Origin of the sequence: Aliivibrio sp. S10_S31 (assembly GCF_014694495.1) — a bacterium.
Lineage (GTDB): Bacteria > Pseudomonadota > Gammaproteobacteria > Enterobacterales > Vibrionaceae > Aliivibrio > Aliivibrio fischeri.
Window position 1 is genome coordinate 32655 of the sequence record NZ_JAAUWR010000024.1, and the last position, 24948, is coordinate 57602.

The 24948-nt window shown below is 37.0% G+C and carries 23 protein-coding genes; 13 read left to right on the forward strand and 10 right to left on the reverse strand.

The genetic code is table 11. The annotated features are described in order from the left end of the window. Positions 1-3: 3 nt before the first annotated feature. The 3 genes from HC728_RS17380 to HC728_RS17390 all read right to left on the reverse strand — a co-directional run bounded on the left by HC728_RS17380 (position 4) and on the right by HC728_RS17390 (position 2460). Positions 4-660, reverse strand: coding sequence for a response regulator transcription factor (locus HC728_RS17380; protein WP_011263415.1), 657 nt, complete (start codon positions 658-660; stop codon positions 4-6). Beyond that, positions 635-2080: a sensor histidine kinase VxrA gene (gene vxrA, locus HC728_RS17385; protein ID WP_017019428.1), complete on the reverse strand. Its 1446-nt coding sequence runs from the start codon at positions 2078-2080 to the stop codon at positions 635-637. The genes HC728_RS17380 and vxrA overlap by 26 nt, the downstream gene beginning before the upstream one ends. Positions 2081-2208: 128 nt before the next feature. Beyond that, entirely contained in the window at positions 2209-2460 is a 252-nt protein-coding gene (locus tag HC728_RS17390) for a hypothetical protein (RefSeq protein WP_017019427.1), read from the reverse strand. A 102-nt stretch (positions 2461-2562) separates the two neighbouring features. Between HC728_RS17390 and HC728_RS17395 the strand changes: the two genes are divergently transcribed. Continuing rightward, positions 2563-3528, forward strand: coding sequence for a coproporphyrinogen III oxidase (locus HC728_RS17395; protein ID WP_065641176.1), 966 nt, complete (start codon positions 2563-2565; stop codon positions 3526-3528). A 47-nt stretch (positions 3529-3575) separates the two neighbouring features. Here the strand turns inward: HC728_RS17395 and HC728_RS17400 are convergent, their stop codons facing one another. Then, the gene (locus tag HC728_RS17400; RefSeq protein WP_012535316.1) at positions 3576-5288 is read right to left on the reverse strand and encodes an SgrR family transcriptional regulator; all 1713 of its coding nucleotides are present in this window, start codon (positions 5286-5288) and stop codon (positions 3576-3578) included. 126 nt (positions 5289-5414) lie between these two features. Here HC728_RS17400 and HC728_RS17405 point away from each other — a divergent pair, with 126 nt between their 5' ends. The 3 genes from HC728_RS17405 to HC728_RS17415 all read left to right on the forward strand — a co-directional run bounded on the left by HC728_RS17405 (position 5415) and on the right by HC728_RS17415 (position 7433). Continuing rightward, positions 5415-6215 carry an AraC family transcriptional regulator gene (locus HC728_RS17405; protein WP_081305878.1) on the forward strand — a complete coding sequence of 267 codons (801 nt, stop codon included), beginning with the start codon at positions 5415-5417 and terminating at the stop codon, positions 6213-6215. Positions 6216-6277: 62 nt separating this feature from the next. Then, on the forward strand, positions 6278-7090 hold the full coding sequence (locus tag HC728_RS17410; protein ID WP_190395809.1) for a phosphate ABC transporter substrate-binding protein: 813 nt from the start codon (positions 6278-6280) through the stop codon (positions 7088-7090). A 61-nt stretch (positions 7091-7151) separates the two neighbouring features. Next, positions 7152-7433, forward strand: a complete 282-nt coding sequence (locus HC728_RS17415; protein WP_005422703.1) for a pyrimidine/purine nucleoside phosphorylase — start codon at positions 7152-7154, stop codon at positions 7431-7433. A 144-nt stretch (positions 7434-7577) separates the two neighbouring features. Here the strand turns inward: HC728_RS17415 and HC728_RS17420 are convergent, their stop codons facing one another. After that, positions 7578-8960 carry a DEAD/DEAH box helicase gene (locus tag HC728_RS17420; protein WP_012534711.1) on the reverse strand — a complete coding sequence of 461 codons (1383 nt, stop codon included), beginning with the start codon at positions 8958-8960 and terminating at the stop codon, positions 7578-7580. 145 nt (positions 8961-9105) lie between these two features. Here HC728_RS17420 and HC728_RS17425 point away from each other — a divergent pair, with 145 nt between their 5' ends. The 5 genes from HC728_RS17425 (at position 9106) to ylqF (ending at position 14953) form a co-directional block, all read left to right on the forward strand. Beyond that, positions 9106-9933 (forward strand): DUF2797 domain-containing protein, encoded by an 828-nt coding sequence (locus HC728_RS17425; protein WP_190395810.1) that lies wholly within the window; start codon positions 9106-9108, stop codon positions 9931-9933. Between the two features lie 150 nt (positions 9934-10083). Then, the gene (locus HC728_RS17430; protein ID WP_005422689.1) at positions 10084-10884 is read left to right on the forward strand and encodes an EAL domain-containing protein; all 801 of its coding nucleotides are present in this window, start codon (positions 10084-10086) and stop codon (positions 10882-10884) included. Between the two features lie 417 nt (positions 10885-11301). Beyond that, complete coding sequence (locus HC728_RS17435) at positions 11302-13413, forward strand: LruC domain-containing protein (protein ID WP_190395811.1); 2112 nt, start codon at positions 11302-11304, stop codon at positions 13411-13413. 12 nt (positions 13414-13425) lie between these two features. Then, positions 13426-13875, forward strand: coding sequence for a lipoprotein (locus HC728_RS17440; protein ID WP_005422687.1), 450 nt, complete (start codon positions 13426-13428; stop codon positions 13873-13875). A 142-nt stretch (positions 13876-14017) separates the two neighbouring features. Next, positions 14018-14953: a ribosome biogenesis GTPase YlqF gene (gene ylqF / locus HC728_RS17445; RefSeq protein WP_005422686.1), complete on the forward strand. Its 936-nt coding sequence runs from the start codon at positions 14018-14020 to the stop codon at positions 14951-14953. A gap of 67 nt (positions 14954-15020) precedes the next feature. Here the strand turns inward: ylqF and HC728_RS17450 are convergent, their stop codons facing one another. Then, complete coding sequence (locus HC728_RS17450) at positions 15021-15989, reverse strand: GTP-binding protein (RefSeq protein ID WP_012534602.1); 969 nt, start codon at positions 15987-15989, stop codon at positions 15021-15023. Positions 15990-16179: 190 nt separating this feature from the next. On the opposite strand from HC728_RS17450, the gene HC728_RS17455 reads away from it, so the two are divergent. From HC728_RS17455 to gltS, 3 genes are all read left to right on the forward strand, one after another. Then, positions 16180-18006, forward strand: coding sequence for an ABC transporter ATP-binding protein (locus tag HC728_RS17455; protein ID WP_190395812.1), 1827 nt, complete (start codon positions 16180-16182; stop codon positions 18004-18006). Positions 18007-18182: 176 nt separating this feature from the next. Beyond that, positions 18183-19178, forward strand: coding sequence for a Solitary outer membrane autotransporter beta-barrel domain (locus tag HC728_RS17460; RefSeq protein WP_190395813.1), 996 nt, complete (start codon positions 18183-18185; stop codon positions 19176-19178). Between the two features lie 220 nt (positions 19179-19398). Beyond that, complete coding sequence (gene gltS, locus HC728_RS17465) at positions 19399-20622, forward strand: sodium/glutamate symporter (protein ID WP_005422679.1); 1224 nt, start codon at positions 19399-19401, stop codon at positions 20620-20622. An 87-nt stretch (positions 20623-20709) separates the two neighbouring features. Here the strand turns inward: gltS and HC728_RS17470 are convergent, their stop codons facing one another. From HC728_RS17470 to HC728_RS17480, 3 genes are read right to left on the reverse strand one after another with little or no spacing between them, the layout of a single operon-like run. Beyond that, a complete protein-coding gene (locus HC728_RS17470; RefSeq protein ID WP_065622675.1) occupies positions 20710-22455 on the reverse strand; it encodes an HD domain-containing phosphohydrolase in 1746 nt (581 codons plus the stop codon). 22 nt (positions 22456-22477) lie between these two features. Next, positions 22478-22963, reverse strand: a complete 486-nt coding sequence (locus HC728_RS17475; RefSeq protein ID WP_012534940.1) for a hypothetical protein — start codon at positions 22961-22963, stop codon at positions 22478-22480. Positions 22964-23004: 41 nt separating this feature from the next. Continuing rightward, the gene (locus HC728_RS17480; protein ID WP_005422668.1) at positions 23005-23427 is read right to left on the reverse strand and encodes a DUF3010 family protein; all 423 of its coding nucleotides are present in this window, start codon (positions 23425-23427) and stop codon (positions 23005-23007) included. Positions 23428-23844: 417 nt separating this feature from the next. On the opposite strand from HC728_RS17480, the gene HC728_RS17485 reads away from it, so the two are divergent. After that, a complete protein-coding gene (locus HC728_RS17485) occupies positions 23845-24312 on the forward strand; it encodes a CreA family protein (RefSeq protein WP_065641181.1) in 468 nt (155 codons plus the stop codon). A 72-nt stretch (positions 24313-24384) separates the two neighbouring features. Here HC728_RS17485 and HC728_RS17490 read toward each other — a convergent pair whose 3' ends face one another. Next, the gene (locus tag HC728_RS17490) at positions 24385-24948 is read right to left on the reverse strand and encodes a uracil phosphoribosyltransferase (RefSeq protein WP_190395814.1); all 564 of its coding nucleotides are present in this window, start codon (positions 24946-24948) and stop codon (positions 24385-24387) included.

Below are 24948 nucleotides of genomic sequence, written 5' to 3' on the forward strand. Positions count from 1 at the left end.
AAATTACGCTTTCATTTTGTAGCCAACGCCACGCAATGTTTCAATTTCTATTCCAACAATCTTTTGACGTAACTGAAGAATATGCGTATCTACCGTACGTGTTGTTGGGAAATGGTTGTAACCCCAAACTTGATCCAAAAGCTCATCACGCGTAAACACTTTTCCAAGGTTTGATGCTAAGAAAAGCAGAAGATCAAACTCAGTTCGAGTTAACGTAACATTCTCACCTGAATTAACCACATCACGTGTAGAGGTATCAATAGCCAGATTACCAACGACTAATTTTGATTTTACTTCATCGGTTTCTGGTGAGCGTAAGTGTGCACGTAAACGAGCCAGCAATTCCGCTTCAGCAAAAGGCTTAGTTAAATAATCATTAGCACCAGAATCAAGGCCTGTTACTTTATCTCTAACAGAAACAAGAGCCGTTAATAAAATAACGGGAACATCTTTTATTTGTTTCCACTGACTTAACCAAGTTAATGAATCGCCTTCAGGTAGCTGACGGTCAAGAATGACAATATCAGCTTCGCTCCAAAGACCAGATACATTTGCGGCATTTTCGGAATGTAAACAGCGATAACCCGCTTCTTCTAAGCTGACAATCAGTCCGTCCGCTAAGTTTTTATCGTCTTCAACAAGTAGGATTGTCTGTTTCACAAGGTATCTCCAATATAAATGTCGTCGGTGGCCCCTGAAGAGTCATGGTTCCGCCCATTCTTTTGATCATTGATTCTACAATGGTTAGACCAAGGCCTAATCCTGCTTTACTAACAAAAGGTGTTTTTAATTCTTTCCAATCACGCTTTGTTAATTGTCCACCATCAATGACTTCAATTCTTAATTTTTTCTGTTCTACAGTAACGTTCAAAATAACGGGTGGTACACCATATTTATGAGCATTACTAACTAAATTATCTATGCAATTGCCCAACCAATATAAGTTAACTTTAATGGAGGCATCTTTATTTATTTTAAATTCAACTGGTTGAGTATACTCCAAACAACGATAGCTGAGCCATTCTTCAACAGAAGGTATCCAATCTGTTGAGAACCCTTTATCATCCGATTGTAAATAATCTTTACTTGCTTCAGCTAATTGGCGTAAACGCCTTGAGTCTTCACATAGACGCCTAAATTCATCGTACAAGGATTCCGGCAATGCTTCAAACTGTCGTCGAAATCCTTCAACGGTTAATCCCAAACTTGCGATTGGCGTTCTCAATTCGTGCGTTAGAATTTGCAAGACTAACATTCGACTTTTCATCTCTCTACGTTTACCGTTCCACTGAGAGATACCCCAACCAATCGCTAAGCAAACATTAATGAACACCAAAAACAATACAATATAAGATAATGTTTTGGAGTCTGTTTGATCTTGCCAACACACATTACCATTTCTTACATAGCAATTAGCCCCTTGTTTAAATAAGGTCGCTTCAAGTTGGTAATTTTCTAAATACTTATTCTTTAACTCTGTCGGGTATAAATAATAACGGCTGCCTTTACGTAGCCACAATAAATCATCTGCAATAATGGTATCTGAACCACTAATGATGGCTCTAATTGCTGTATCATCCATCATTTGCAAATGGTGCAATAATGTCCCTTCTCCTGCAATGGCTCTTTCTTTTATATGCATATAGGGTGACAAATGTTCTTTTTCATCTGGATGCAATTGAACATATCGATATGCATAAGAGCCACCACCAGGGTGAATCATTCCTGAGCGCGCAAACCATCTTGTTGGCAATGTTATACCTCGACACATCGCACGGATCAAAACCAGAGGCTCACCCACTAATGGACTTACAGGCCAAGGACCAGTACATGTTTGCGCACTACGATACAGCCTTTGTAATTGCTTAAATGGGTAAGATGCTGTTTGTGGCAACAATGTATCAGGAGACAATAATACGGTAGGATATTCTTTTTGTATTAAGCGAATGTCATAAATTTCGACGGCTTGTTGTTTTTTAAACGCTTTTTTAAAGTTATCGATCTTCGTTGCTAGGCTATCTGCATATGATGAGAAGCTTAATAACAATAAAGTCGTAAGTAGAAAGCGCTTATTGAGCAACGTAAACCCCTAAGAAAAAATATAATAAAGCATAATTTATCAGTATATTATAGTTCCAAATGAATACGAATACTTTATTTTTACAACTGTTCATCTTTTCCTCAAAGTGGGCTCAAATTGACAAAGTATTACTTTGCCATGACTTTACCACCTATCATTTTATATGCGGGTGTCCCTCGAATAAGCGTTTCTCTTGCAAAGATTGACTGGCATTGCGGACATTCACATTTCGCTGTAGTGTGATCTTCGACTATTCTTTCCACAAAACATTTTACTAAAGCGCCTTTCCCACCTTTTCTATATTTGTATAAAGGAGCTTTACATTTTGAACAAAAGATCATGATGGTCTTTGTTGGACCTTTCTTATTTGGTTTAGCCATCTCTTTCCATAACTTGTGGTTGCCAGATACAAAGGCTTTATTTTACACTCAATTAATAAATGCTTAACCCTTTCTCTATCATTTGTCTATAAAGGCCTTTTTATGCGAATTAATGCTAAAAACCCCGACGCTAAAAGTGCATTACAATTACTTACCGATATTCAATCTTATTTTAAATCTGAGCTTTTAAAAACAAGCAGTCTAACATCACAATCAACTGAATTTAAAGCCATAGAATGGCTAAGGGATAATGGAAGTCATGGTGGTGGTGAGCGCTTTGAAGCCATTGATGGTGGAATATTTAATCGAGCATCCATCAATGTTTCACAAATTCAATACGAAGACGACACCAGCAAACATTACAATAGCGCGACAGCCCTCTCTACTATTATCCATCCCAATCACCCCCTCGCACCATCGATTCATATGCATTTTAGTTTAACGGAATTAAAAGATGGCACTAGTTATTGGCGAATCATGGCTGATTTAAACCCTTCTCACTTTGATAAAGAAGACAAAGAATACTTCGATCAAACATTAAAAGTTGCAGCAAAATCGTACTATTTAGAAGGAACTAAGGCTGGTAATCAATATTTCGATATCCCTGCATTAAAAAAACGCAGAGGCGTGAGTCATTTTTATTTAGAAGGGTTTAATCCAGAGGGAGAAAATGGTGAGTTATTTACAAAACAATTTGCAACAAAAGTGATTGATACTTATGTGCATATTCTTAGCTCACACTTACTGCAAAAAATTGAAATAACGAAAAAGCTAAAACAGGCTCAATTAAATTACCACACACTTTACTTCTATCAAGTATTAACCTTAGACAAAGGAACCACGGCGGGTTTATTGGTTCACGATCAAAATGATGTAGGCACTTTGGGCTCTTTGCCATCACACATTAACCGTTCTCTTCTAGAAGAATGGCAAACTTTAACTCCTCAACCAACAGACCGGTTAGTTTCAGACTTATTAGCAGCGCTTCCTTGTGAAAATACGTGTTCAGTAACAAAAGAAGTTAAGGCTAACCTAGCTCAAGCCATTCGCGCATTTTACAAAAAATAACATGTATAATGCCACCACGCGTCATATCGTGGTGGTAACCATTCTTATTATAAAGTAGGTTTAATCCAAACCTTCTCAAAATCAAACCAACCTAATCCATTGCATGAAGCATTTTGAATACTGTTGTTTGTATCTTCACTAATTCCCATCCAACCATGAAATAATGGATTGATTTGGCCGCAATCAATTAAAAATCGACAAATATCATTCACTGGAAAGTGACACTGTGACGTTGATTGCCATTTTTCAATCATGTTCGATATGGTTTGGAAATCATCCTCAGGCATCACACGTTCAATTTCATCAAAGGCAAATAACCAAGATAATAACGCTTCAGGGCATTGAGTCCCCAAACTCATACCTCGTAGCCAAATATCAATGGTGGCAGCCTTATCTAAATCAAGTAAATCTAAGGTATCAAATTGATGTATCTTTAAAATGATCCCATCTTTATCTAATCGTTGCTTTATGATTTTCCCAAGTAATGGATACAACGGATGTTCATTCTCAAATCCTAAATGAACAACACTCCCTCTTTCTGGTAACTCGTAAGGTGGAATCGTACGATTTAAGCAATGTTGAAAACCCGGTAATAGTCCATATGCGTTAAAAAGGCCGATACCATTCATGGTTGAATTTTGAAGCTCATTCAATAGGAGTAATGGAGTGATCGTATTTAATAAATAACTTAACCAATTTTGATCTTTTGCAATGCCAGTTTTACGGTTAAATAATAAGTAACTACAACCACGATCGACATCAACAGTTTCACCATATGAATCAAGTGATTGATCATTTCCCTCGTACACTTCCAAACCCAATTTCAGTTGAATTGGCGCGATCTCTGGTAGAGTCCACACTTCAACGGAATCAATAAGAGGCCGATAACCAAAATACTGCTCATTGGCCACTAAGATTAATTTTTTATCTGTATTTTCAGCGACTTTATAAGGCCCACTTCCAATAGGTAAATGTTGTTGCTCATCACTATCATGACTGGTTGCTGGAACCAATTTCGCATTAAACTGAGCTAATTTTGAATCAAAATAATGGTCATCTTTATTTAAGATAAAATCAATGACATTGAGATTTGGACTTAAAACATCCTCAATATGACTAAAAACATAGTTTGTCTTTAAATGAGTAAATGTCTCTTTAATGTCATCAAATGTCAGTAGTTTTCCATCATGGAAATAGATGCTTGGCCTTAAGTAAAAGCGCCAATGTGTAGGTGAAAGCATTTCCCAATGGTGGGCAATATCACCTTCCACTTCTCCTTGCTTATTCCATTGAGTTAAGCCGTTGAAAATTTGCTGCATTAAATGCTGCTCTGAACGACGAATTGCTAACGATGGCTTTAATAGGTTCAGTTGGCGATAATAAGGCAACTTAACCACTTGTTTGCCCTTTTCGTGTGAAACCCCTAATACTTTATGGATCAAATCCAGTAATGCGTCTTGATTACCATCCAAAATATCAAGGGCAACGTCAAGTTTTCCATCTTCAATATTACGTCGAGCAAGGGACAGATAGACCGTATCAGGCGTAGATAAAAACTCAAGAACTGAACTCTTACCTCGACCAACCGCAGGGATCCAATCAATCCATTTTTCTTCGGACATTTTTTTAAGAACCATACGGGTATTACGACGAGTACAGCACAATAGATCGGCAATATCATCAATCTGTACGCCGTCAGACGATAAGTGATAATGACCGTATAATTTTTCGAATTGCTTTCGTAATCGTGGGCTGCCCATAAAATTCCGTTCTGTAGGTTGAAGTAAGTCTTAATTTTCTACTCATTTTTTAAGACTTCAAACTAATACTCTTGATTTTTCAATAAGTAAGTTTACACTAATTTTCAATGATAATAGAGGGAAATCATGATGTCTCCAGTCCAGTTACACGAGTTTAATACTCATACCAGAAGAAAATCAGATCGCTACCCTGTAGAGCGTAATGGTATTTTCATTGTAACTTCTGGTCAATTTCATTATCGCGATAGAAGTGGTGATGATATTACGCTTAATGCTGGTGATTTTTTGTTATACAGCTCAGGTGATATTTCAAAAATAAAAATGACAAACGATAATAACAATTTTAAAGCTCAATCTGTTGTTATCGACGTTGCCTTATTTCAAAAGTTTTTGTCCTACAGTAATGCCCCTGCTCATGCACCATGTAATTCAGATACCTTCATATTTACAGCTAATGATACGTCAGTAGTCAAACTACTCGAATTGCTAAAGGAACAATTAGCTAATAACGACAACAGCGACACTCTAGAGTTCTTGACCTTAGCACTGCTTAGTGAAATGGTAAATAAACAACCGTGTCTGATTCCTTTTATCCAAAAAATATCGGTATTAACGACTTCTCAGCAACTTATAAGATACGTAGAAGAGCATATATCAGCAGATTTAACCATTGATATGGTTGCTCCAAAACTAGGTATGTCTGCATCAACATTAAAACGCAAACTTCAATCAGATAAGCTCTCTTTTGCTCATCTAGTTAAAGTAAAACGCATTAATTATGCGGCAACACAACTAAGACTGACTCGAAAAACCATCACTGAAATCGCCTATGACACAGGTTTTAAAACAGCGGCGCACTTTAGTACGAGTTTTAAGTCCGTAAAAGGGATCACCCCCAAAGAATTTCGTGATTCACTTCAAGGATAACTTGTCACAATGGTGTAACACTTCCAGATTATGATGCTTTTTTTTCACAATGGATTTAGCTCATGTTCAAAGCGTTTAGTTACACCTCTTTATTTACAGCGTTACTTTTTAGCTCCTCAACTTTTGCTGCAAATACAGTAATTGCAGGTTCTACATCTGTTTCTACACTATTAGAGCCCTTTATTGATGAATACAATAAAGACAATAAACCACTTGTTGATTTACAAAGTATTGGTTCAAGTGCAGGCATTAAACTACTGGTTGATGATACAGTAAATCTTGCAATCAGCTCTCGTGAGTTAACAGACAAAGAAAAAAAATCATTAAGTTCAACTCTTATCGCTTATGATGCCATCGCAATTGTTGTCCACCCTGACAACCCAATTACTGAGTTATCTACAGAGAACATCTGGAAGATCTATCACGGTGATATTAAAAACTGGAAAGAATTAGGTGGCACTGATCGTAAGATCTCTGTAATTTCACGTGAAATTGCTTCTGGCTCTCGCTTCTCGTTTGAAAAACACTTCGGTTTAACACAAGAAATCAATTCATTTACCGTGTCAGATATTAGCGATAATGCTCTTGTTGTTAATGGTACGGGCATGGTGAAAAGTATTGTTTCACGGAATCCTTATGCTATCGGTTATGTTTCAGCAGGAACACTCGGTGATATAGCTCAATTACGAGTTTTAAAGGTAGATAGTGTTTTACCAAGCCAAGAAGCAATAATGGAAAACAAGTATTCTCTTTCTCACCCTTTCTTATTTGTATACAAGAACCAAACAGTATCTAAAGAATCGACAGAGTTTATGAATTACATTGCTTCACCAGAAGCGACTAAGACTATTCAATCACTTGGTTATATAAAGTAACTATTGAAAATAATGGTCGAATAACATATTGTTTACTCGATTTTAATTTCAAGGATGTCACATGTTAACCGTAAATAGCTATTTTGAAGATAAAGTAAAATCTATTGGATTTGAACAAAACAGTAACGCAATTTCTGTAGGTGTAATGTTACCGGGTAACTACACTTTTGGCACAGCTGCTGCTGAGAAAATGAGTGTTATCACTGGTGCTCTTACCATTAAACGCTCAACAGATGCTGACTGGGTAACTTTCTCTTCTGGTGAAGATTTCTCAGTTGAAGGTAACTCTTCATTTGAAGTAAAAGTAGAAATCGAAACTGCGTATTTATGTGAGTATTTGTAATACGAGTATTTATCTAAATTAGTATTAAATCACAATACTGGTTTCACACTATTACTCGTTTTTAGTTTAAAAAAAATGACAAGGAAGTTCGCTCCCTTGTCATTTTTTATTTATGATTTACTCTATAAAAGTAAACTAGTTAGCTTACTCGTCATCAACAACAATTTGTTTTGGCTTTTTCTTTGGCATAAATACCTGATCGCCAACCGCCACATTTGTATGGAACGAGTTATCACGTTTCTTAGGCGCTTTAGGTTTGTTTTGATTACCCTTCGCTTTAAATTTCTTAGGATCGCCTTTTTTCACAAACGTACGTTTATGTTTTGGTTTCAATCCTTTAAATTTACCTTTTAATTCTTCAAATACAGAGAAAGACAAATCTTGTTGTAAGAAGGTTTCTACGCGTTTAAAGCTTTCCCAGTCTTTTGGACCAACAAGAGAAATCGCAGTACCTTTCTTACCCGCACGGCCTGTACGACCAACACGGTGAACATACTCTTCCATATGCTTTGGCATATCAAAGTTAATTACGTGCGTTACGCTTGTTAAGTCTAAACCACGAGAAGCAACATCAGTTGTTACTAAGATCTTGTGAACACGACGCTCAAACTGACTCATAATGTTATTACGAGCGGTTTGGTTCATATCACCACTTAGCGCTACTGCTTTTAAATTCTCTTCGTTTAATAACTTAGTTAAACGATCAGTATCAGAGCGTGTTGCAGTGAAAATCATGATTTGGAAGTAATCTTCAGTCTCAATGATTTTGTTTAAGATCGCTTGTTTGTGATCTAAATGGTCACATAGATAGAAGCGTTGCGTAATGTCTTTGTGCTCATCATTCGATAAACCTACAGAGATACGCTTTGGATTATCCAGCATGTTACCTGCGAACTTATTCACTGCATCGTGATCAAGCGTTGCTGAGAACATTAGCGTTTGACGACGACGGTGACTTGCCGCTTTATGAATCTTTTGTAAATGTTCAGCAAAACCAAGATCTAGCATACGGTCAGCTTCGTCAAGGATCAGCGTTTCTAAACCATCAAGGTACAGAGATTGATGCTCAAGGTGGTCAGCTAAACGTCCTGGAGTGGCAACTATGAACTTAGGGTGCTTGCGCAATGCATTCACTTGGTCATTAAAGTTCTCACCGCCAGTAATCAATGTCGCATCATAAGTTAAGCCACCTAACATTGCGCGTAAATGGCTATATACTTGCTTAGCTAATTCACGAGTTGGCGCAAGAATCACTGCTCGAGGATCATTCTTTGAGAAAGATTTCGTTTTTAGTGATTTATGAAGCATTGGTAAAACGAATGCTAATGTTTTACCTGAACCTGTTTTTGACGACGCAAGAACATCTTTACCTGCAATAGCAACAGGAACAGCCTTACGTTGAATTTCAGTTGGTTTTTTAATGTTCTGGTGAGCGAGATTTTTTAATAGGCGATTATCTAAACCTAAATCTTTAAATTGCAAAAGCTGCACTCCAATTTCGAGTATTATTGATAAATAACCAGTCATTCTGGTCTAATGTGACGAGTATATCATAACTGTCGTTTATCCTTGCATATAAATATTCACTTGAGCTCTTACACTCTCTCATGACTTTGTTACAATGGTTTTATTCTAATAAACATTCATTTATAAAAATAAAAGTAGAAAGTTCATGAGCATTCAAATTACTGGAACATTAGCAAAAATGCGTTCTTCTTTATCTGAAGGAACCGTTCAATATCGTCTACCTGTCGGAGATGAAGAAATCAGTTTAAACCCTTTAATCGGTAAAACGCTAACCCTTACTCATACAGGTAATATCTTTTGCTGCTCATGCGGCAAGAAAACGAAAAAGAGCTATTCTCAAGGTCACTGCTTTGTATGTATGAAAAAGCTAGCAAGTTGCGATATGTGCATAATGAAACCTGAAACATGTCATTTCGCTGAAGGAACGTGTCGTGAACCTCAATGGGGTGAAGAGAATTGCTTTGTTGATCACTATGTTTATCTTTCAAATACATCGAGTATGAAAGTCGGCATTACTCGTCATACTCAGATTCCTACACGCTGGATTGATCAAGGTGCGACTCAAGGTTTGCCTATAGCTAAAGTGAAAAACCGCTTAATTTCAGGCCTAGTTGAAATTGAATTAGCAAAACTCATTGCAGATAAAACCAATTGGCGCACGCTATTAAAAGGTAACGGTGATCCCCTACCTTTAAAAGAAGCGGCTTTAGAACTATTGCCTCAAGTTGAAACGGCAATTGCAAAGATTCAAGCTGAGCATGGTGACAACTCTGTTGAATTATTAGACGAGCACATTCTTGATATCGCGTTTCCTGTTAATGAGTTCCCGACAAAAATCGTAAGCCATAACTTTGATAAAAACCCTGAAGTCACAGGCGTTCTTAATGGTGTTAAAGGTCAATACCTACTGTTTGATACTGGTGTTATCAACATCCGTAAATTTGGTTCTTATGAAGTTACCGTGACGGCGTAACTAATTAAAGCCCATTTATGATGTAAATGGGCTTCTAATTTCTTAACTTTGAAACACTTAATCTGTGATTTCACTCGATTTTTCTTTTTCGTTCATTTGCTTAATTTAATTGATTCAGATATCAATACTGGAACGTATAAGGAGTTACGAATGCTATTGGCAACACAGGACGAGTTTCAAACTCATTTATTCATTGATGACGCAGGTTCATATTGCGCTCAATATGACGGCTTCATTTTGAGAAGTGTTTTCCAACCAATATTTGATAAAAAAATGAACATTTTTGGTTATGAAGCATTACTTAGAATTCAAGACTCAAATGATCAGCTAATCAGACCCGACCTTTTCTTTTCGGACTTATCTCGTACCTTAGAACAGATACTGAATATCGAGCGCTTAAGCCGTGTTATTCATATTCGAAACTTTTCTACCTTTGCTCCATTAAATTGCAAACTATTCTTAAATGTTTTGCCTGAATCTGCTGTTCTTCTTTATACCAGTCATTTACCTGATATAAATGCAATGCTATTAGAATCAAGAATCAGTGCATTAAATCTATCTCCCCAAAACATCGTATTTGAATTAGTAGAATTTCATTATCAAGATGAAAAGAGGCTCATCAATGCTATCGAGATGATCAAAGAGCACGATTTTTTTGTTGCTATTGACGACTATGGTTCGGAAGCCTCTTCTGCGCATAGAGTTTCACAATTAAATCCAAACGTAATTAAAATCGATAGAGAGCTCTTATTAAAATATGAAGCTGGCGTCAAAGCCCCTCTGTTATCTGCCCTTTCTATCGCAAAAAAACAGGATGCGTTAACTATTGTTGAAGGCGTTGAAACACCTCATCAATATGAGCTAATGAAAAAATTAAACATTGGTTATTTCCAAGGTTTTTTACTTGGGAAACCACTTCCATTACACGAACAAAATCACCAAGCCGCGTAAATTTCCACATTAATAAGTAACTGACTAGTGATACATTAATCAGTTACTTTGAATACCAATAACATTTTCAAAACAGATTCTCATATTGATTCTTATTTTGAATATAGCATTATCCTTCTGGATTACTATTTTCCCACCGAGTACAACCCATCAAATAAAAACATTACCAATCAATAAGATAAACGAAATACCTTTTATTCGCAATTGATGGTATGCATATTGCTACATTTAAAGTACTGAATAAAACAATGCTTAGAACGATTAGCGAATACAACTAATTAGTATGGTGTTTTTACAGTTAAATGAACGTATTTATGCTCAAACCAGTTGTTTTATTTATTCCGTAGTTTCAGATGCTACATCTATACATTTTGCTGAGATCACATGAATCTCATTCAAACAGAATAGAGGCTTATTATGAAATACAAACAACTAATACCAATTATTGCTCTCGCTACTGCGAGCATTCCTATTCATGCAACCGTCGTCGATTTGGACTTTTCAAATCATATTGAAGACACCAATCTAAATAATAGTTTTGGTCCCTCATATGATGGCCCTGTTATGCACTTCCTAAATGTTGGTGTTCATAACGGTAAAACTATTGATGCGAAGATAAGCAGCCGAATTATTGGTGATGCCACTTTCCTGTACCACACACCTAATTATAAAGAAGGTTCAACACAACCTAGTGGAGATATTGGTTTCCTCTACCAAACAAACTCTCCAGGCCCTGCTGGTCTTATTTATACTTTTGAATTTTTTGATGGAACCGATGGATTGTCTGGTACTTTTTCAATCCCTTATACTATCCCTGAATTTGAGATGATTGGTTATGATATCGATGGTGAGCCAGTACAATCAGAGCAAGTTCGTGTATATAAAAACGAAGGTTTTTTCAGCTATCAAACCGGTTCTGCTGGGGCAAGTCTAACAGCCGAAGAAAGTCCTGATGGTCTTTCTGTTTTATTCACAGGTCCTGGCACAAACTATAGTGAAACCGACACTTCAGGTGCTGTAAAATTCACCTATAAAAACACGTCTATTGTGACTCTTCAATTTGAAACCGTTACCGCTAGCAACAGTCCTTTGCCAAACCCAATTTTTTCTGCTTTTGATGGTAACTGGGATCTTGATGATTTTACTTCACCAATTGGAAGCTCTGATGAATCTGATTTTGGTGATGCTCCTGATAGCTACAACACCTTAAAATCCAATGACGGTGCAGAACATGCTATGACAAGTACTCTTTACTTAGGTAGTAACGTCGATGCAGATGCCGATGGCCAACCAGGAATAGCGTCAAATGGTGATGATCTCGATGTTGACGGTAACGACGATGACGGTATCACTATCTTAACCAGTTTAGAGAAAGGGTTAGACGCGTTAATAAATGTAAGTGCCAGTGGCAGTGGTTATCTACAAGCATGGGCTGACTGGGATATGAACGGTTCATTTGATGAGGGTGAACAAATTTTAACAAACCACCCCGTGGTGAGTGGCGTACAAATCGTTCCAATTAGAGTCAGTGATAGCGCAACCGTAGGTTCTGTACAAACTCGTTTCCGTTTATCAAGCAACCCTAATATACCAAGCTCGGGTTACGTTGGTGATGGTGAGGTCGAAGACTATGTTTTTGATGTTACAGACCCGGGAACAACGATTCAACATTCTGGTTATTATACTGCAGCGTTTGAGGATAACTGGCCTGAAATTGGTGATTTTGACTTAAATGATGTGGTTGCCTATTACCGAACGACTATTGTGAGTAAAGATGGTGAAGTATTACGATTTGATATTACCGGGACCATCATGGCATACGGCGCATCTTATGGTAACGGTCTAGGTTGGAAACTCAACGGCTTCTCTGAATCGGATATAAACCTTTCGTTGGCTCGTTTAGAAAAAAATGGCGTTACTCGAGCGAATATTTCACCATTTACTGGCGAAGACAAATCTATCGCCTCTGCTGGTGGAGACTTGATTGTTGTTGCTTCATTAAATCTACGAGAAGACATAATCATTAACGAAGAGTGTAAATTCCACCGTACAAATCCATCATGTAGTGCATCACTTGAATCGGAGCAGATGACATTTAGCATCTCACTTCCTTTCAATGATGGTAGTGAGCCTAGTGTAAGTTCACTATTACCTCTAAATGGTGCCGACCCATTCATCTTTGCTGCAGGCTATGGCTTGTATCACGGTGATAGCTTCTCTACAGCGCCAGGGACAGATTTAGAAATTCACACAGCGGATTTCCCACCGACAAGTAGAGGGACATTGGTGAGCAGTTTCTATGGTATTGCTCAGGATGATTCAGACCCTGCAACAAGTAAATACTACCGTACAACCGGAAATCTTCCATGGGGGATATTAATTTCATCACCTTGGAATCATCCATCAGAATATATTGATATTGGTGATGCTTACCCAGACTTCGCTGAATGGGCAACATCAGGCGGTACAGAAAAAACAACTTGGTACCTTAACCCTACAGCTAGTAATACTTGGTCAACTGCTGACTAACAAGGAGGATTTATGAAACGAATTAATATATTACTAAGTATCGCCATCATTACTTTTCTTTCGGCATGTAGTGATTCGTCATCTGGTACATCGGGGGGAGCAGCACCTGCAGCGGCAGATGTACCTAAAAAAGAAAGTGGTATTAAAACAAGTGAGTTGTCGGTACCAGAAGGTTTTACATTCTCAACAGAACGAGAAGTCACTTTCGACCTTTCTGTTGCAAGCTCTCAAAGTGATCGAGGTTTTATGTCTATCTACACTGAATTTAATGAAGGTGCCGTAGACTATACATCTCAAATCATTCTAACCCCAATGAATGACAGTACCGAATTTAAAAGCAGTATGATGCTTCCAAACCACGTCGATAAGGTTTGGGTGGAAATTTGGTACCCTTCAGCACTAGGCAGTGAAATAAAACAAATGATAGATATCGTTGATAATACTGTTGTTGCCACTTTATAAACATCATTAACCCTAAACATTAATTTAAACGGCCTATTTAGGCCGTTTTTTTCATACTAAATCACCAAGCAATACAAGGAGCTCTTTACACTTTCCACTTTACCGTTAAAATAACCCTTTTCGTTTTTAAAGGATTCACGCCATGTCCATCCAATGGTTCCCGGGACACATGCACAAAGCTCGTAAAGAGATTGAAGAAGTTGTGCCAAAAATCGATGTTATCATTGAAGTTCTTGACGCCCGTATTCCTTTTAGTAGTGAAAATCCGCTTATCTCTTCTATTCGTAAAGACAAACCGTGTGTAAAAGTACTTAATAAGCGTGATTTATCGGATCCAGAAGTAACTCAACTTTGGATTGAGCATTTAGAAAAAGAACAAGGCGTAACTGCAATGGCGGTTACTACAGAAAACCCAGAAGAAATCCATAAAATCATGGAAGTATGTCGTAAACTTGTTCCTCACAGAGAGGCAATGGGGAAAAACGTTCGTACCATGATCATGGGTATTCCGAATGTTGGTAAGTCAACCATCATTAATACTTTAGCCGGTCGTACAATTGCTGTGACAGGTAACCAACCAGCGGTTACTCGCCGTCAACAACGCATTAATCTTCAAAACGGTGTGGTACTTTCTGATACCCCAGGAATTTTATGGCCAAAAGTTGAAAACCCACACAGTGGATTCCGTTTAGCGGCAACTGGTGCGGTAAAAGATACAGCAATGGAATATGACGAAGTTGCATTCTACACTGTTGAATATCTTGCTAAACAATACCCAGAACGTTTAAAAGAACGTTACAAGTTAGATGAACTACCAGACAATGATTTAGAACTAATGGAAGCGATTGGACGTAGCCGTGGTTGTTTACAAGCTGGTGGTCGAATCAACCTTTACAAAGCATCTGAGATTTTACTTCATGAATTACGCTCAGGTGTTCTTGGTCAAGTCACTCTTGAATTACCAGAGATGATCACTGAAGAGTTAATTCAAGTTGAAATTGATGCCGCTCGTAAAGAAGAAGAAAAAGCGAAGAAAAAAGAAGAGCGTCGTAAACGTTATCTGAAAAACAAACGCTAATATTCCATTACAAAAATGCAAACGGGGAGCTTTACGTTCCCCTTTTTTATCTGTACATCAATATCAATTATTCAATGATCAGACTTAGCAATATTGTTTCTAACTGATCCCATGGAAGCAATTGAGTATCAATTACTTCAAGTTTTGACTCCATTCCTTCAATACTTAACTGATTAACAGAGACGACACGGTTAGCCACATTAAATGCATAACACCCTTTATCTGTATTCATCACAGCTTTAATCCGTTCTGCATTCAAATCTGATAACATCGAAAACAATTCTTCAAAATCAAACACTGATTCAGCGCCAAAAAACCATCCACAACTTACATAGCCTTGGCCTTTATTCTCTTTTCTGCAAAACTTCTGACCTGGTTCAAGAGCCATTTCGACAATATCTTGTTCAGCATGGTGGTGGTGATGTTCTTCAATCGTTAACTCAATAGTACGATCTTCATCCAACCAAGATTGTGGTAGCTCACCATGATTTATCTTCGTTGTTTTAGGTTGAGTTGACAGTTCTTTTGCCCATGAATCAAATAAACATTCATCGTAATCTGAAACCATATCCATCTTAGTCGCGACAACGACATCAGAAATACCCAATTGATCATTAAAGTTTTGATTAGATACATACTTATCATCAGATAGATTTCTTGGGTCAACAAGGCCAATCGTTGCCTTCAAATCAATGTACTTTTCATAGTTTTCTGATTGTAAAATAGCAATGATTTTTTTAGGGTGCCCTAACCCTGTTGGTTCAATAATTAAACGATCCGGTTTTTGTCTCAGTAACGCGTTAATCCCAACAGACATAGGAAGACCGGCAGTACAACACATACAGCCGCCAGGAACTTCTTTCACCATGGCACCGCCTTCAGCAAGAAAAGCACCATCAATGCCAATTTCACCAAATTCATTTACTAATACTGCCCAAGATTCATTCTCTGGTTTATTTTTTAGTAATTGTAAGATGGTGGTGGTTTTTCCTACACCTAGAAAACCCGTAATAATATTGGTTGGTATTTTTTTCATTTGCTTACTCTGTTGTGATGGTATTTTTTCATCATACCTCTACTGAGTCTCAACCTACTAATTTTTTTAATAAACAGCTCTACTTATCCTATAAAAACATTACAATAAGCACTTGATTTAGGTTATGTTAATAATATGTACAAACAACTTCACTATAGTGAACGTTGGCTAATAATTTTAAGGTTTAATTATGTTTAAATTCTTTGAGCGGTTAACGACTGCTTTTCCAAAACAAGAGCCCGACCAACCACCCAAAGGTTTGTATGCATTCTGTCGTCATTACACTAAAGGCTTTGAAGTTCCATTAATTAGCATGTCACTATTAAGTGCCATTATTGCCATGATCGAAGTATCATTATTTGGCTTTATGGGACAGCTCGTTGATTGGCTATCAACTCATGATAGAGAAACCTTTTTAGCTCAAGAAGGACAAACATTACTACTGCTTGGTTTTTTAATTGTTGTTATTGTTCCTATCCTTTTATTTATACATTCTTTGCTAACGCACCAAACGTTATTAGGTAATTACCCAATGGCAATTCGTTGGCAAGCACACCGTTACTTATTAAAACAAAGTGTTTCATTTTACTCAGATGACTTTGCTGGTCGTATTGCAACAAAAGTAATGCAAACTGCTTTAGCCGTTCGTGAGACGGTAATGAAGTTATTAGATGTATTGGTTTATGTCTCTGTTTACTTTACTTCTATGGTTGTCATGGTTGGTCAAGCAGATTGGCGATTAATGTTGCCAATGCTCATTTGGTTTGCAGCTTACGTAGCGATTCAATTTCACTTTGTACCTAAACTTAAAGCTATTTCAGAACAACAAGCTGATGCTCGTTCAACAATGACTGGACGTGTCGTTGATAGTTACACCAACATCAACACCGTGAAACTCTTTAGTCACAGTAAGCGTGAGACTCAATATGCTGAAGAAGGCATGGAAGAATTTTTAGGTACGGTTCATAAACAAATGCGTTTAGCAACAGGGATTAATATCTCAGTTGAAATCATTAACTACTTATTGGTTTTCTCAATTGCTGCAGTTTCTATTGCACTCTGGTTAGATAATGTACTTAGCGTGGGCGCCATTGCAATTGCGATTAGTTTAGCTCTGCGTGTAAATGGCATGTCACACTGGATAATGTGGGAAATTAGTTCGTTATTTGAAAACCTTGGAACGGTTACTGATGGTATTAACACCCTATCTAAGCCTATTGAGATCACAGATAAAGAAAACGCTTCAGAGCTTAATGTATCTAAAGGAACCATTAAGTTCGACAGCGTAAACTTTAATTATGGTGAAAACAAAAGCGTAATTAATGATTTGAATCTGGAAATTAAACCCGGTGAAAAAATCGGTTTAGTTGGTCGTTCTGGTGCTGGCAAATCAACACTTGTTAATTTATTACTGCGTTTTCATGATGTTGAATCAGGTTCGATATCTATTGATGGGCAAGATATTAGAGATGTCTCTCAGGACTCATTAAGAAGCCAAATTGGCATGGTGAGTCAAGATACTTCCCTACTTCATCGTTCTATTCGCGATAATATAAAGTATGGCCGCCCAGATGCTACTGATGAAGACCTATTTGCAGCAACTAAACAAGCGCAAGCTCACGAATTCATTGAGACCTTAACAGACTCTTTTGGTAGCAAAGGTTATGACGCACAAGTTGGTGAGCGTGGAGTGAAATTATCGGGAGGTCAACGCCAACGTATCGCTATCTCGCGTGTACTATTAAAAGATGCACCTTTACTAATCTTAGATGAAGCAACTTCAGCATTAGATTCTGAAGTTGAAGCTGCGATCCAAGATAGCCTTGATGAATTAATGCAAGGCAAAACTGTTATCGCCATTGCGCACCGTTTATCTACCATTGCAGCAATGGACCGCTTATTAGTGATGGATAAAGGCCAAGTTGTTGAGCAAGGCACACATAAAGAGCTCGTTGCATTAGGTGGCATTTACGCTCAACTTTGGAACCATCAAACCGGTGGATTTATTAGCGAGTAACATAAGCTCTAAGAGAAATAAACACGCTACTAACGTTTATGTAGCGTGTTTATCTTATCTAGAATAATTTTATCTCGATTATCATTTAAGATACTGATTTAAAGTAGATTAATACTTGATTTTGAACTAAATTGTATCTAGATATTTATAAATTAACGATATGAGGTTATAGACGAATGATAAGGCTACGTCCTTCACTGCTTGTTATGATATTGCTTTATTTAGCATACGATAAAGCTGAAGCTCGTAACTTTACGCCTGCAAGCCAATTTGAAGAAGCCTTCGCAACATCATTAGTTTTATCAGACAGTAATATGATCACTTTTGGTATTGCTGATTTCAATCCAAACCGCTATTTATCTAAAGACGAAAATAACCCTGATAATGGCTTAGGTAGCAATGATTCTATTCAGCTGCGTAACCAAATGACGGTGTATTCTTTACCCTATACTTTTGAACTCACTGAAGATCCTGACTCACGCTGGTCACATGAAATCACAGTAAGAGCGTCATACGTTAATACTGATATTGATGTCGAGTTCAAAGATAAAACCTCACCTGATGCTGATTTAGATGAAATATTTGGTTTATATGCGGAATACGCGCAAAACTACGATTTTTATGAGAATTGGACCATTTCTGTCGGCAATGCGTTTCATTTAATGCATTATAGAAATACTCATACTTATAATTCTGATTTCAGTCAGAGTTTCGCTCCTGTTTTAGATGGCTTGTACTACAACGTATCAAGTAATGCGTTCATTATTGAACCCAAAATCACCTTCCAATATAAAAAAGAGACCGATTGGGGTGAATGGCGTTTTAACAATAGCTACCACTATGCTTATGGGCAAGGCTTTGGTGGCTCATCAGATTACAGTTCTGATGCCAACCCAGAGGTTTGGCGTTTCGTAAACAGCATTCAACTGCGATATAACATGGCGCATTGGAATCGTTTAGCACAAGTTTTATATCTAAAGGCTAAACGAGTTGATCTTGGTGGAGACGCAAATGAGCCACTTGGAACAAACTTTTATTATGAGTTCAATATTGCATGGTTAATCGATACGAGAAAGTGGATTTCTTTGGTTGATAATGTTGGAATCGGCTTCACATTTAACGTTGGAAGTGCCTTACGTGGTGGCAGCATTGTCCTTTTTTACGACGAATAGCAACCAAACTTGTCATTGTTATTTTCAATATTAACAGCGCATTCATATGTTTTACCATACACTAACCCAACTCTATTAATAAAAATGATACTATCAGTCCCTGAAATCAGACAATATCTAGATTAAGAATGCATTAAAATACATGTATTCTTCATTTATTTTCGCATAATTTAAAATTGTGGACGAAACTATAAATTAGATATTTCAACTTAGGAGTACTATGTCACACACTCTATCTATTGGTGCGCTTGAATCATTTTTAATTGCAATTGCCGTGTTATTCCTCGGCCACTTGATCAATTCAAAAGTCGTACTATTTAAAAAATACAATATCCCAGAGCCAATTGTAGGCGGATTAATCGTAGCTTTTTTCATTACGATCCTACATTTCCAAGGGATTAACTTAAAGTTCTCACTGCCATTACAAAGCACATTCATGTTGATGTTCTTTAGTACAGTTGGACTTGCTGCAAACTACAAACAATTAATTAAAGGCGGAAGTAAAGTATTTATCTTCCTTGCTGTAGCTTCTGTTTATATCATTATTCAAAATGGTATTGGCGTAAGCCTTGCTAGCTTAATGGGACTTGACCCTCTTATGGGTTTAATCGCAGGTTCAATTACACTATCTGGCGGTCATGGTACAGGTGCAGCTTGGTCACATACATTTGCTGAGACATACCATTTAAATACGCTTGAGCTTGCAATGGCTTCAGCTACATTTGGTTTAATCATGGGTGGATTAATTGGTAGCCCTATCGCACAAAAATTAATTCATAAACATAACTTAGAATCAGAATACGGCACTGGCGTTGATACACATTCACGCTTCCCTGAAGTTGTTACCTACAATGAACGTGAAGAAGAAAAAGTAACCGCAAAAAAAGTAATCGAGACGTTATTTGTATTACTGCTTTGCGTGGTTGGTGCTGGTCATCTTGGTGACTTCATTGCAACATTCGACATCGCATGGTTAAAAATACCTGATTTTGTATACGCTCTATTCATTGGTGTATTCATTACAAATATTACCGAAGTCACTAAAGTACATAAAATCGACACTGAAACTGTCGATATTTTAGGTACCGTTTCATTGGCTCTGTTTTTAGCAATGGCATTGATGAGTCTTAAGCTGTGGAATATCTTTGATCTAGCGATTCCATTACTTATCATTCTTTCTATTCAGACGGTTGTACTTGCATTATTCTCATATTTTGTAACCTTCAGAGTAATGGGTTCAAATTATGATGCAGCTGTAATGGCTGGTGGTCATTGTGGTTTTGGTCTTGGTGCTACACCGACAGCAGTGATGAACATGGGCTCATTGGTTTCTCGTTTCGGCCCTTCTCCACAAGCATTTATGGTCGTTCCAATTGTTGGTGCTTTCTTTATTGATATTGTAAATTTGATTATCTTACAAACTTACATCAGTTTTATCGGATAAGAAAAAACCAAGAAAAAAGCCCTACCTCTCATGGAGTTAGGGCTTTTTTTATACCAAGAAGTTAAGTTGTTTTTGTTAACTTTATTTTTAGTCTGGGTATTCAAGTCGAATATCAATAAAACTGTATATATTATCTAGAAATAATTGAGACAAATTGGGATCAAATTGTCGACCTCGTTCTTGTTTAAACAGCTCAATAACTCTTTCCAATGGCCACGCTTCTTTATAACAACGTTTACTCATAAGGGCATCAAAGACATCAACAATGGCTGTTATTCTTGCGAAAATATGAATTTCTTCACCCTTTAACTGATTTGGGTACCCTTTCCCATCCCATCTTTCATGGTGCTCTAATGCAATTCGAGCTGCTGATTGCATTATTTCGCCATCACCAGACATTAATAATTTGTACCCCATAATAGTATGGGTCTCGATAATGGTTCTTTCTTCTGGTGTTAACTTGCCGGGCTTATCTAAAATAGCCTCAGGGATCCCTATTTTTCCAACATCATGCATAGGGCTAATAACTTCAAGCAATTTATATTCTGATTTTGGTAACTCATATAAACGCCCAAGCAAAGAAGACATTTTTGCCACACGCTTTACGTGATTACCCGTTTCACCTGAACGGGTCTCGATTGCTTCACCGAGGACGTTGATCATCTCTTTTTGAACGTTCAACGTTTTCTTTTGTAATTTAAGAATATGCGTTTTATTCTCATCTAATTCTTTTTTACGTAAAATCGCAATGTACTGAGTAACGATTATCCCTAACATCATAATGATAAGTAGAGCCGTTACGGATATGATATTTCTGTTTTTATATAAGTATGATTCAGGCTCGTTAACAATGCTTGAAGCATAAGGTAAATCGTCTCTATCTATATTGAATTTATCTACAATTCCATAATCAAATACATAACCTTCCCATGCTACAGGATATGCTGATACTTTTTCGTTAACCGTAAAATGTAGTTTATTTGATAGCGATAAAATGGATTGGATCCCTAAAGCGTAAGAACGGTTAACATAACCACCTAATACACCATATCCAATATAGTGTTCCCAAAATACAAAAATAGGTATATTGCTTTTCTTGGACAACACTGAAGCTATCGCCCCATAGTCATAGTAATTCCCTTTTTTTAACTCAGTATTAAAATGAGTTAAGAAAGCGACCGAATCATCGCCTGCCCTTGCTAAGAACTGCTCTGCTTCTCTTAAAGATAAATCATCAATGATTTTAACTGTTAAGTTAGGAAACACCTTAGCGTCTTCTATAAATTGCTTTCTTACAAGTTGGGAAGTTAAACTGTTATCACTAAACAAATATACTGTTTTTCTTTCAGGGAAAAGAGATTGCGAGAGCTTTAAATTTTTTACGATATGGTCACGTTCATAGTAAACGGTTGTTCTATCTTCAATATCAGCTAAATCAATTGACAAATTATTGATACCTACAGCAACGATAGGTAGCTTAGGAAAAGTTGTGTTTGCGTTTTTAATTAAGAAATTAAGTGCATTATCATCCGATGCAATGATCGCATCAAAATACCCTTCCGAGTATTTGTGCTTCAAATATGTTAGATATTGCGCTTTGTAGTCGTTACCGTTTACACGCTTAGAATCCATGTACTCAACAGAAAGTCGAACATTTCGATCAACTTTAGCAATGGATTCTGAAATCCCCTGTTGTATATTCATTGTCCATTCATAAGATGGGCTATATGAGTGCAACACGAGTATGTTCAGTGGTTTCATTTCATGAGCAAACAAACTCATTGGTGCAAATAAGAAAATAAAACCACAAACTAGAGATAGGTAATGACGCATGTTTCAAGACTCTGAAGATGTATTAGGCTTTAATACAAGTTGTAAAAGTAGTCCCATGTAAACTTGATTGTTGCTCCATTACAGATCCTAAGAATCCATCAACATCAAGGGTATTATCCGTAATAACAATATCTGAAATAAATAATTCGCCATCAATAACTTGCGATAAACACGCAGCAATTGGCATCATTCCATTTAAAGCAACAAATAACTGATATTCTTCTGACAATTCGATTTGAGTCAAAAACTCAAGAACGTCGTCATATTCTTTATCCCATTGTTTTGCAACAATCATTGCCCAACGAATGGTTAGCCTATGCTCTGTAACAGGTAAAACAAATACGCCATCAGGAATATTTGAATTAACAAATTCAAGCTTAGTTGGTACGCATGCATTTTGACTTAGGTAGATATCTCTACCTCTAAGACTTTCAGGGGTTGGGAAATCAACATTTACCTGTTCTGCCAACCAAGATAACTTGTTCTTGTTGAATGTTTCGCTGTTCATATCACCTACAAAAAAGGATGGTACCCCATCCTTTATTTAAATTAGAAATTCAAAAATGCATAACCTGTTTCGTAGGCATCTTGTTGGTAGCCTTTTAGACCAATTTCTTTTACGCGAATCATTTCTGGAGCGCGTTTCAGGCTTGCTTTTTGATCAGCAGCGCTAAGAACTTCTACTTCAACATCTTCAATAAGTTGAATTGCAGCTTCTAATTTAAAGCCAACAGCACCACCTGCAAATTTACCTTTCATTAAACGTTCTTTGATAACAACCGTTTCAACTTGGTAATCTTGCATTAATTTTTTAAATTTAAATTGAAAATCACGGATTGATTCCGTTTTTGATGGCTCAACAATATCAAATTTAGCTACTCGACAATCAGGTAAGTCGATCATGCCATCTGATTTATTAACTAAACAAATGATTGCTTCATTACCTTTAAGCTCTACGCCACATACTTTCATTCTAAAATCCTAACAATGTCTTGAACCCGTTGATTATAGGCTTAAATTGATGAGATTGATACGTTGAATCGAAGATAAAAGCAATCTAACTTAAATCATTGACCCCATATATTGCAAAAATCAGGAACGCACATGCGTGGTTGGGATGGAGAGCTACAAGCCGTTAATAGAAGAGCCATTAAAGCGACAGTAATCATTTGTTTTTTCAAGTTATATCTCCACTCATATATTTTATCCAACGCATACTAATACATATCATCTGAATTCAAAAATCCAATTAGTTCCTTTAGTACATAAAGTTAGTTACTTTATGCTAAAGTAATGACATAGCTTCTTTTTTTAGTATAACGTCGATGCTTAAATCAAATCGCGCTTATGCTACACTCTTTTATATCGTTTAAAATCAGAGAATCTTTAATGAAAAAAATCATTTTTGCACTTGCTATCACAACATTGCTTAGCGCTTGTTCTGATAACGAAGTTGGTGATGTATCACTAGGTATGTTCACGATGAAAGACATCAAAATTTCAAACTTGGATGATGAAAAGATCCCTGGTGTTACTTGCCACATCGCATCAGTTGAAGCAAATTTAAGCCTTTCAGATCCAAGTGACAGCTCTATCTCATGTCGTCAAACAGGTGAAATCACACCTGAAATGATCGCTCAAATTGACAGAAGTAAATCTGGTGAGGTTGTTTTCAAGCAATCTAAAAGTATTTTCTTCAAATCAATGAAAGTTAGACGTATTTACGATGCTGAAAATCAGACGTTGCTGTACTTGTCATACACAACAAAAGAAACGGAAGGTAGTTTCAAACACAGCCTTTCTACAGTCCCTCTATGGGGTACTGCTGCTTATATAGTAGCGAATGCTGACAAATAGTTTTCTATTGACTCATATAACACCAAACAAGAGCAATATGGTAAATGATACTGCTCTTGCTTGGTAAATGTCTTAGCTATATGTATTAAACAGTCTATCGCCAGTATCAGGTCCCTTTCCACCTGAGATGACTTGAACCTTTGCTCCCTCATACTTGTTATCTGATACTCGTACAGTATATAAATCATAGCTCTCAAGTAGCTCAGTCGAAGAACTTGGGATCACTGTTGTAGCGAGCTTTACAGAGTCCGTATTTGGAAGTTGGTCAATCAGGCCAAAAACACTTTTACCTGAATTTATTACTGCATCAACAATAATAATGTTCTTGTCTCTAACAATTTCGAGGTCTTCGTTAGAAATCAGATCATCATTGACGAAAATTATTGATACATTGCTACCTAGCTGTTCAAGCTTGTCTGCAATACCATTACCAAAGCACAAACCTGCCCGCATCAAAATCAATACAGCATAGTTTTGTTGTTGATTTGAAGATTTTACTATTGGTTCTGCAATGACCTCTCCTAACTGATAGTGTGCGGTACGAAGTTTGTAGCCCATCGACATTGAACTGCTCTTACAAATATCAATCAATTGTTCAACATTATTATTTTGGCAGCTTTCATTTAATACATACAT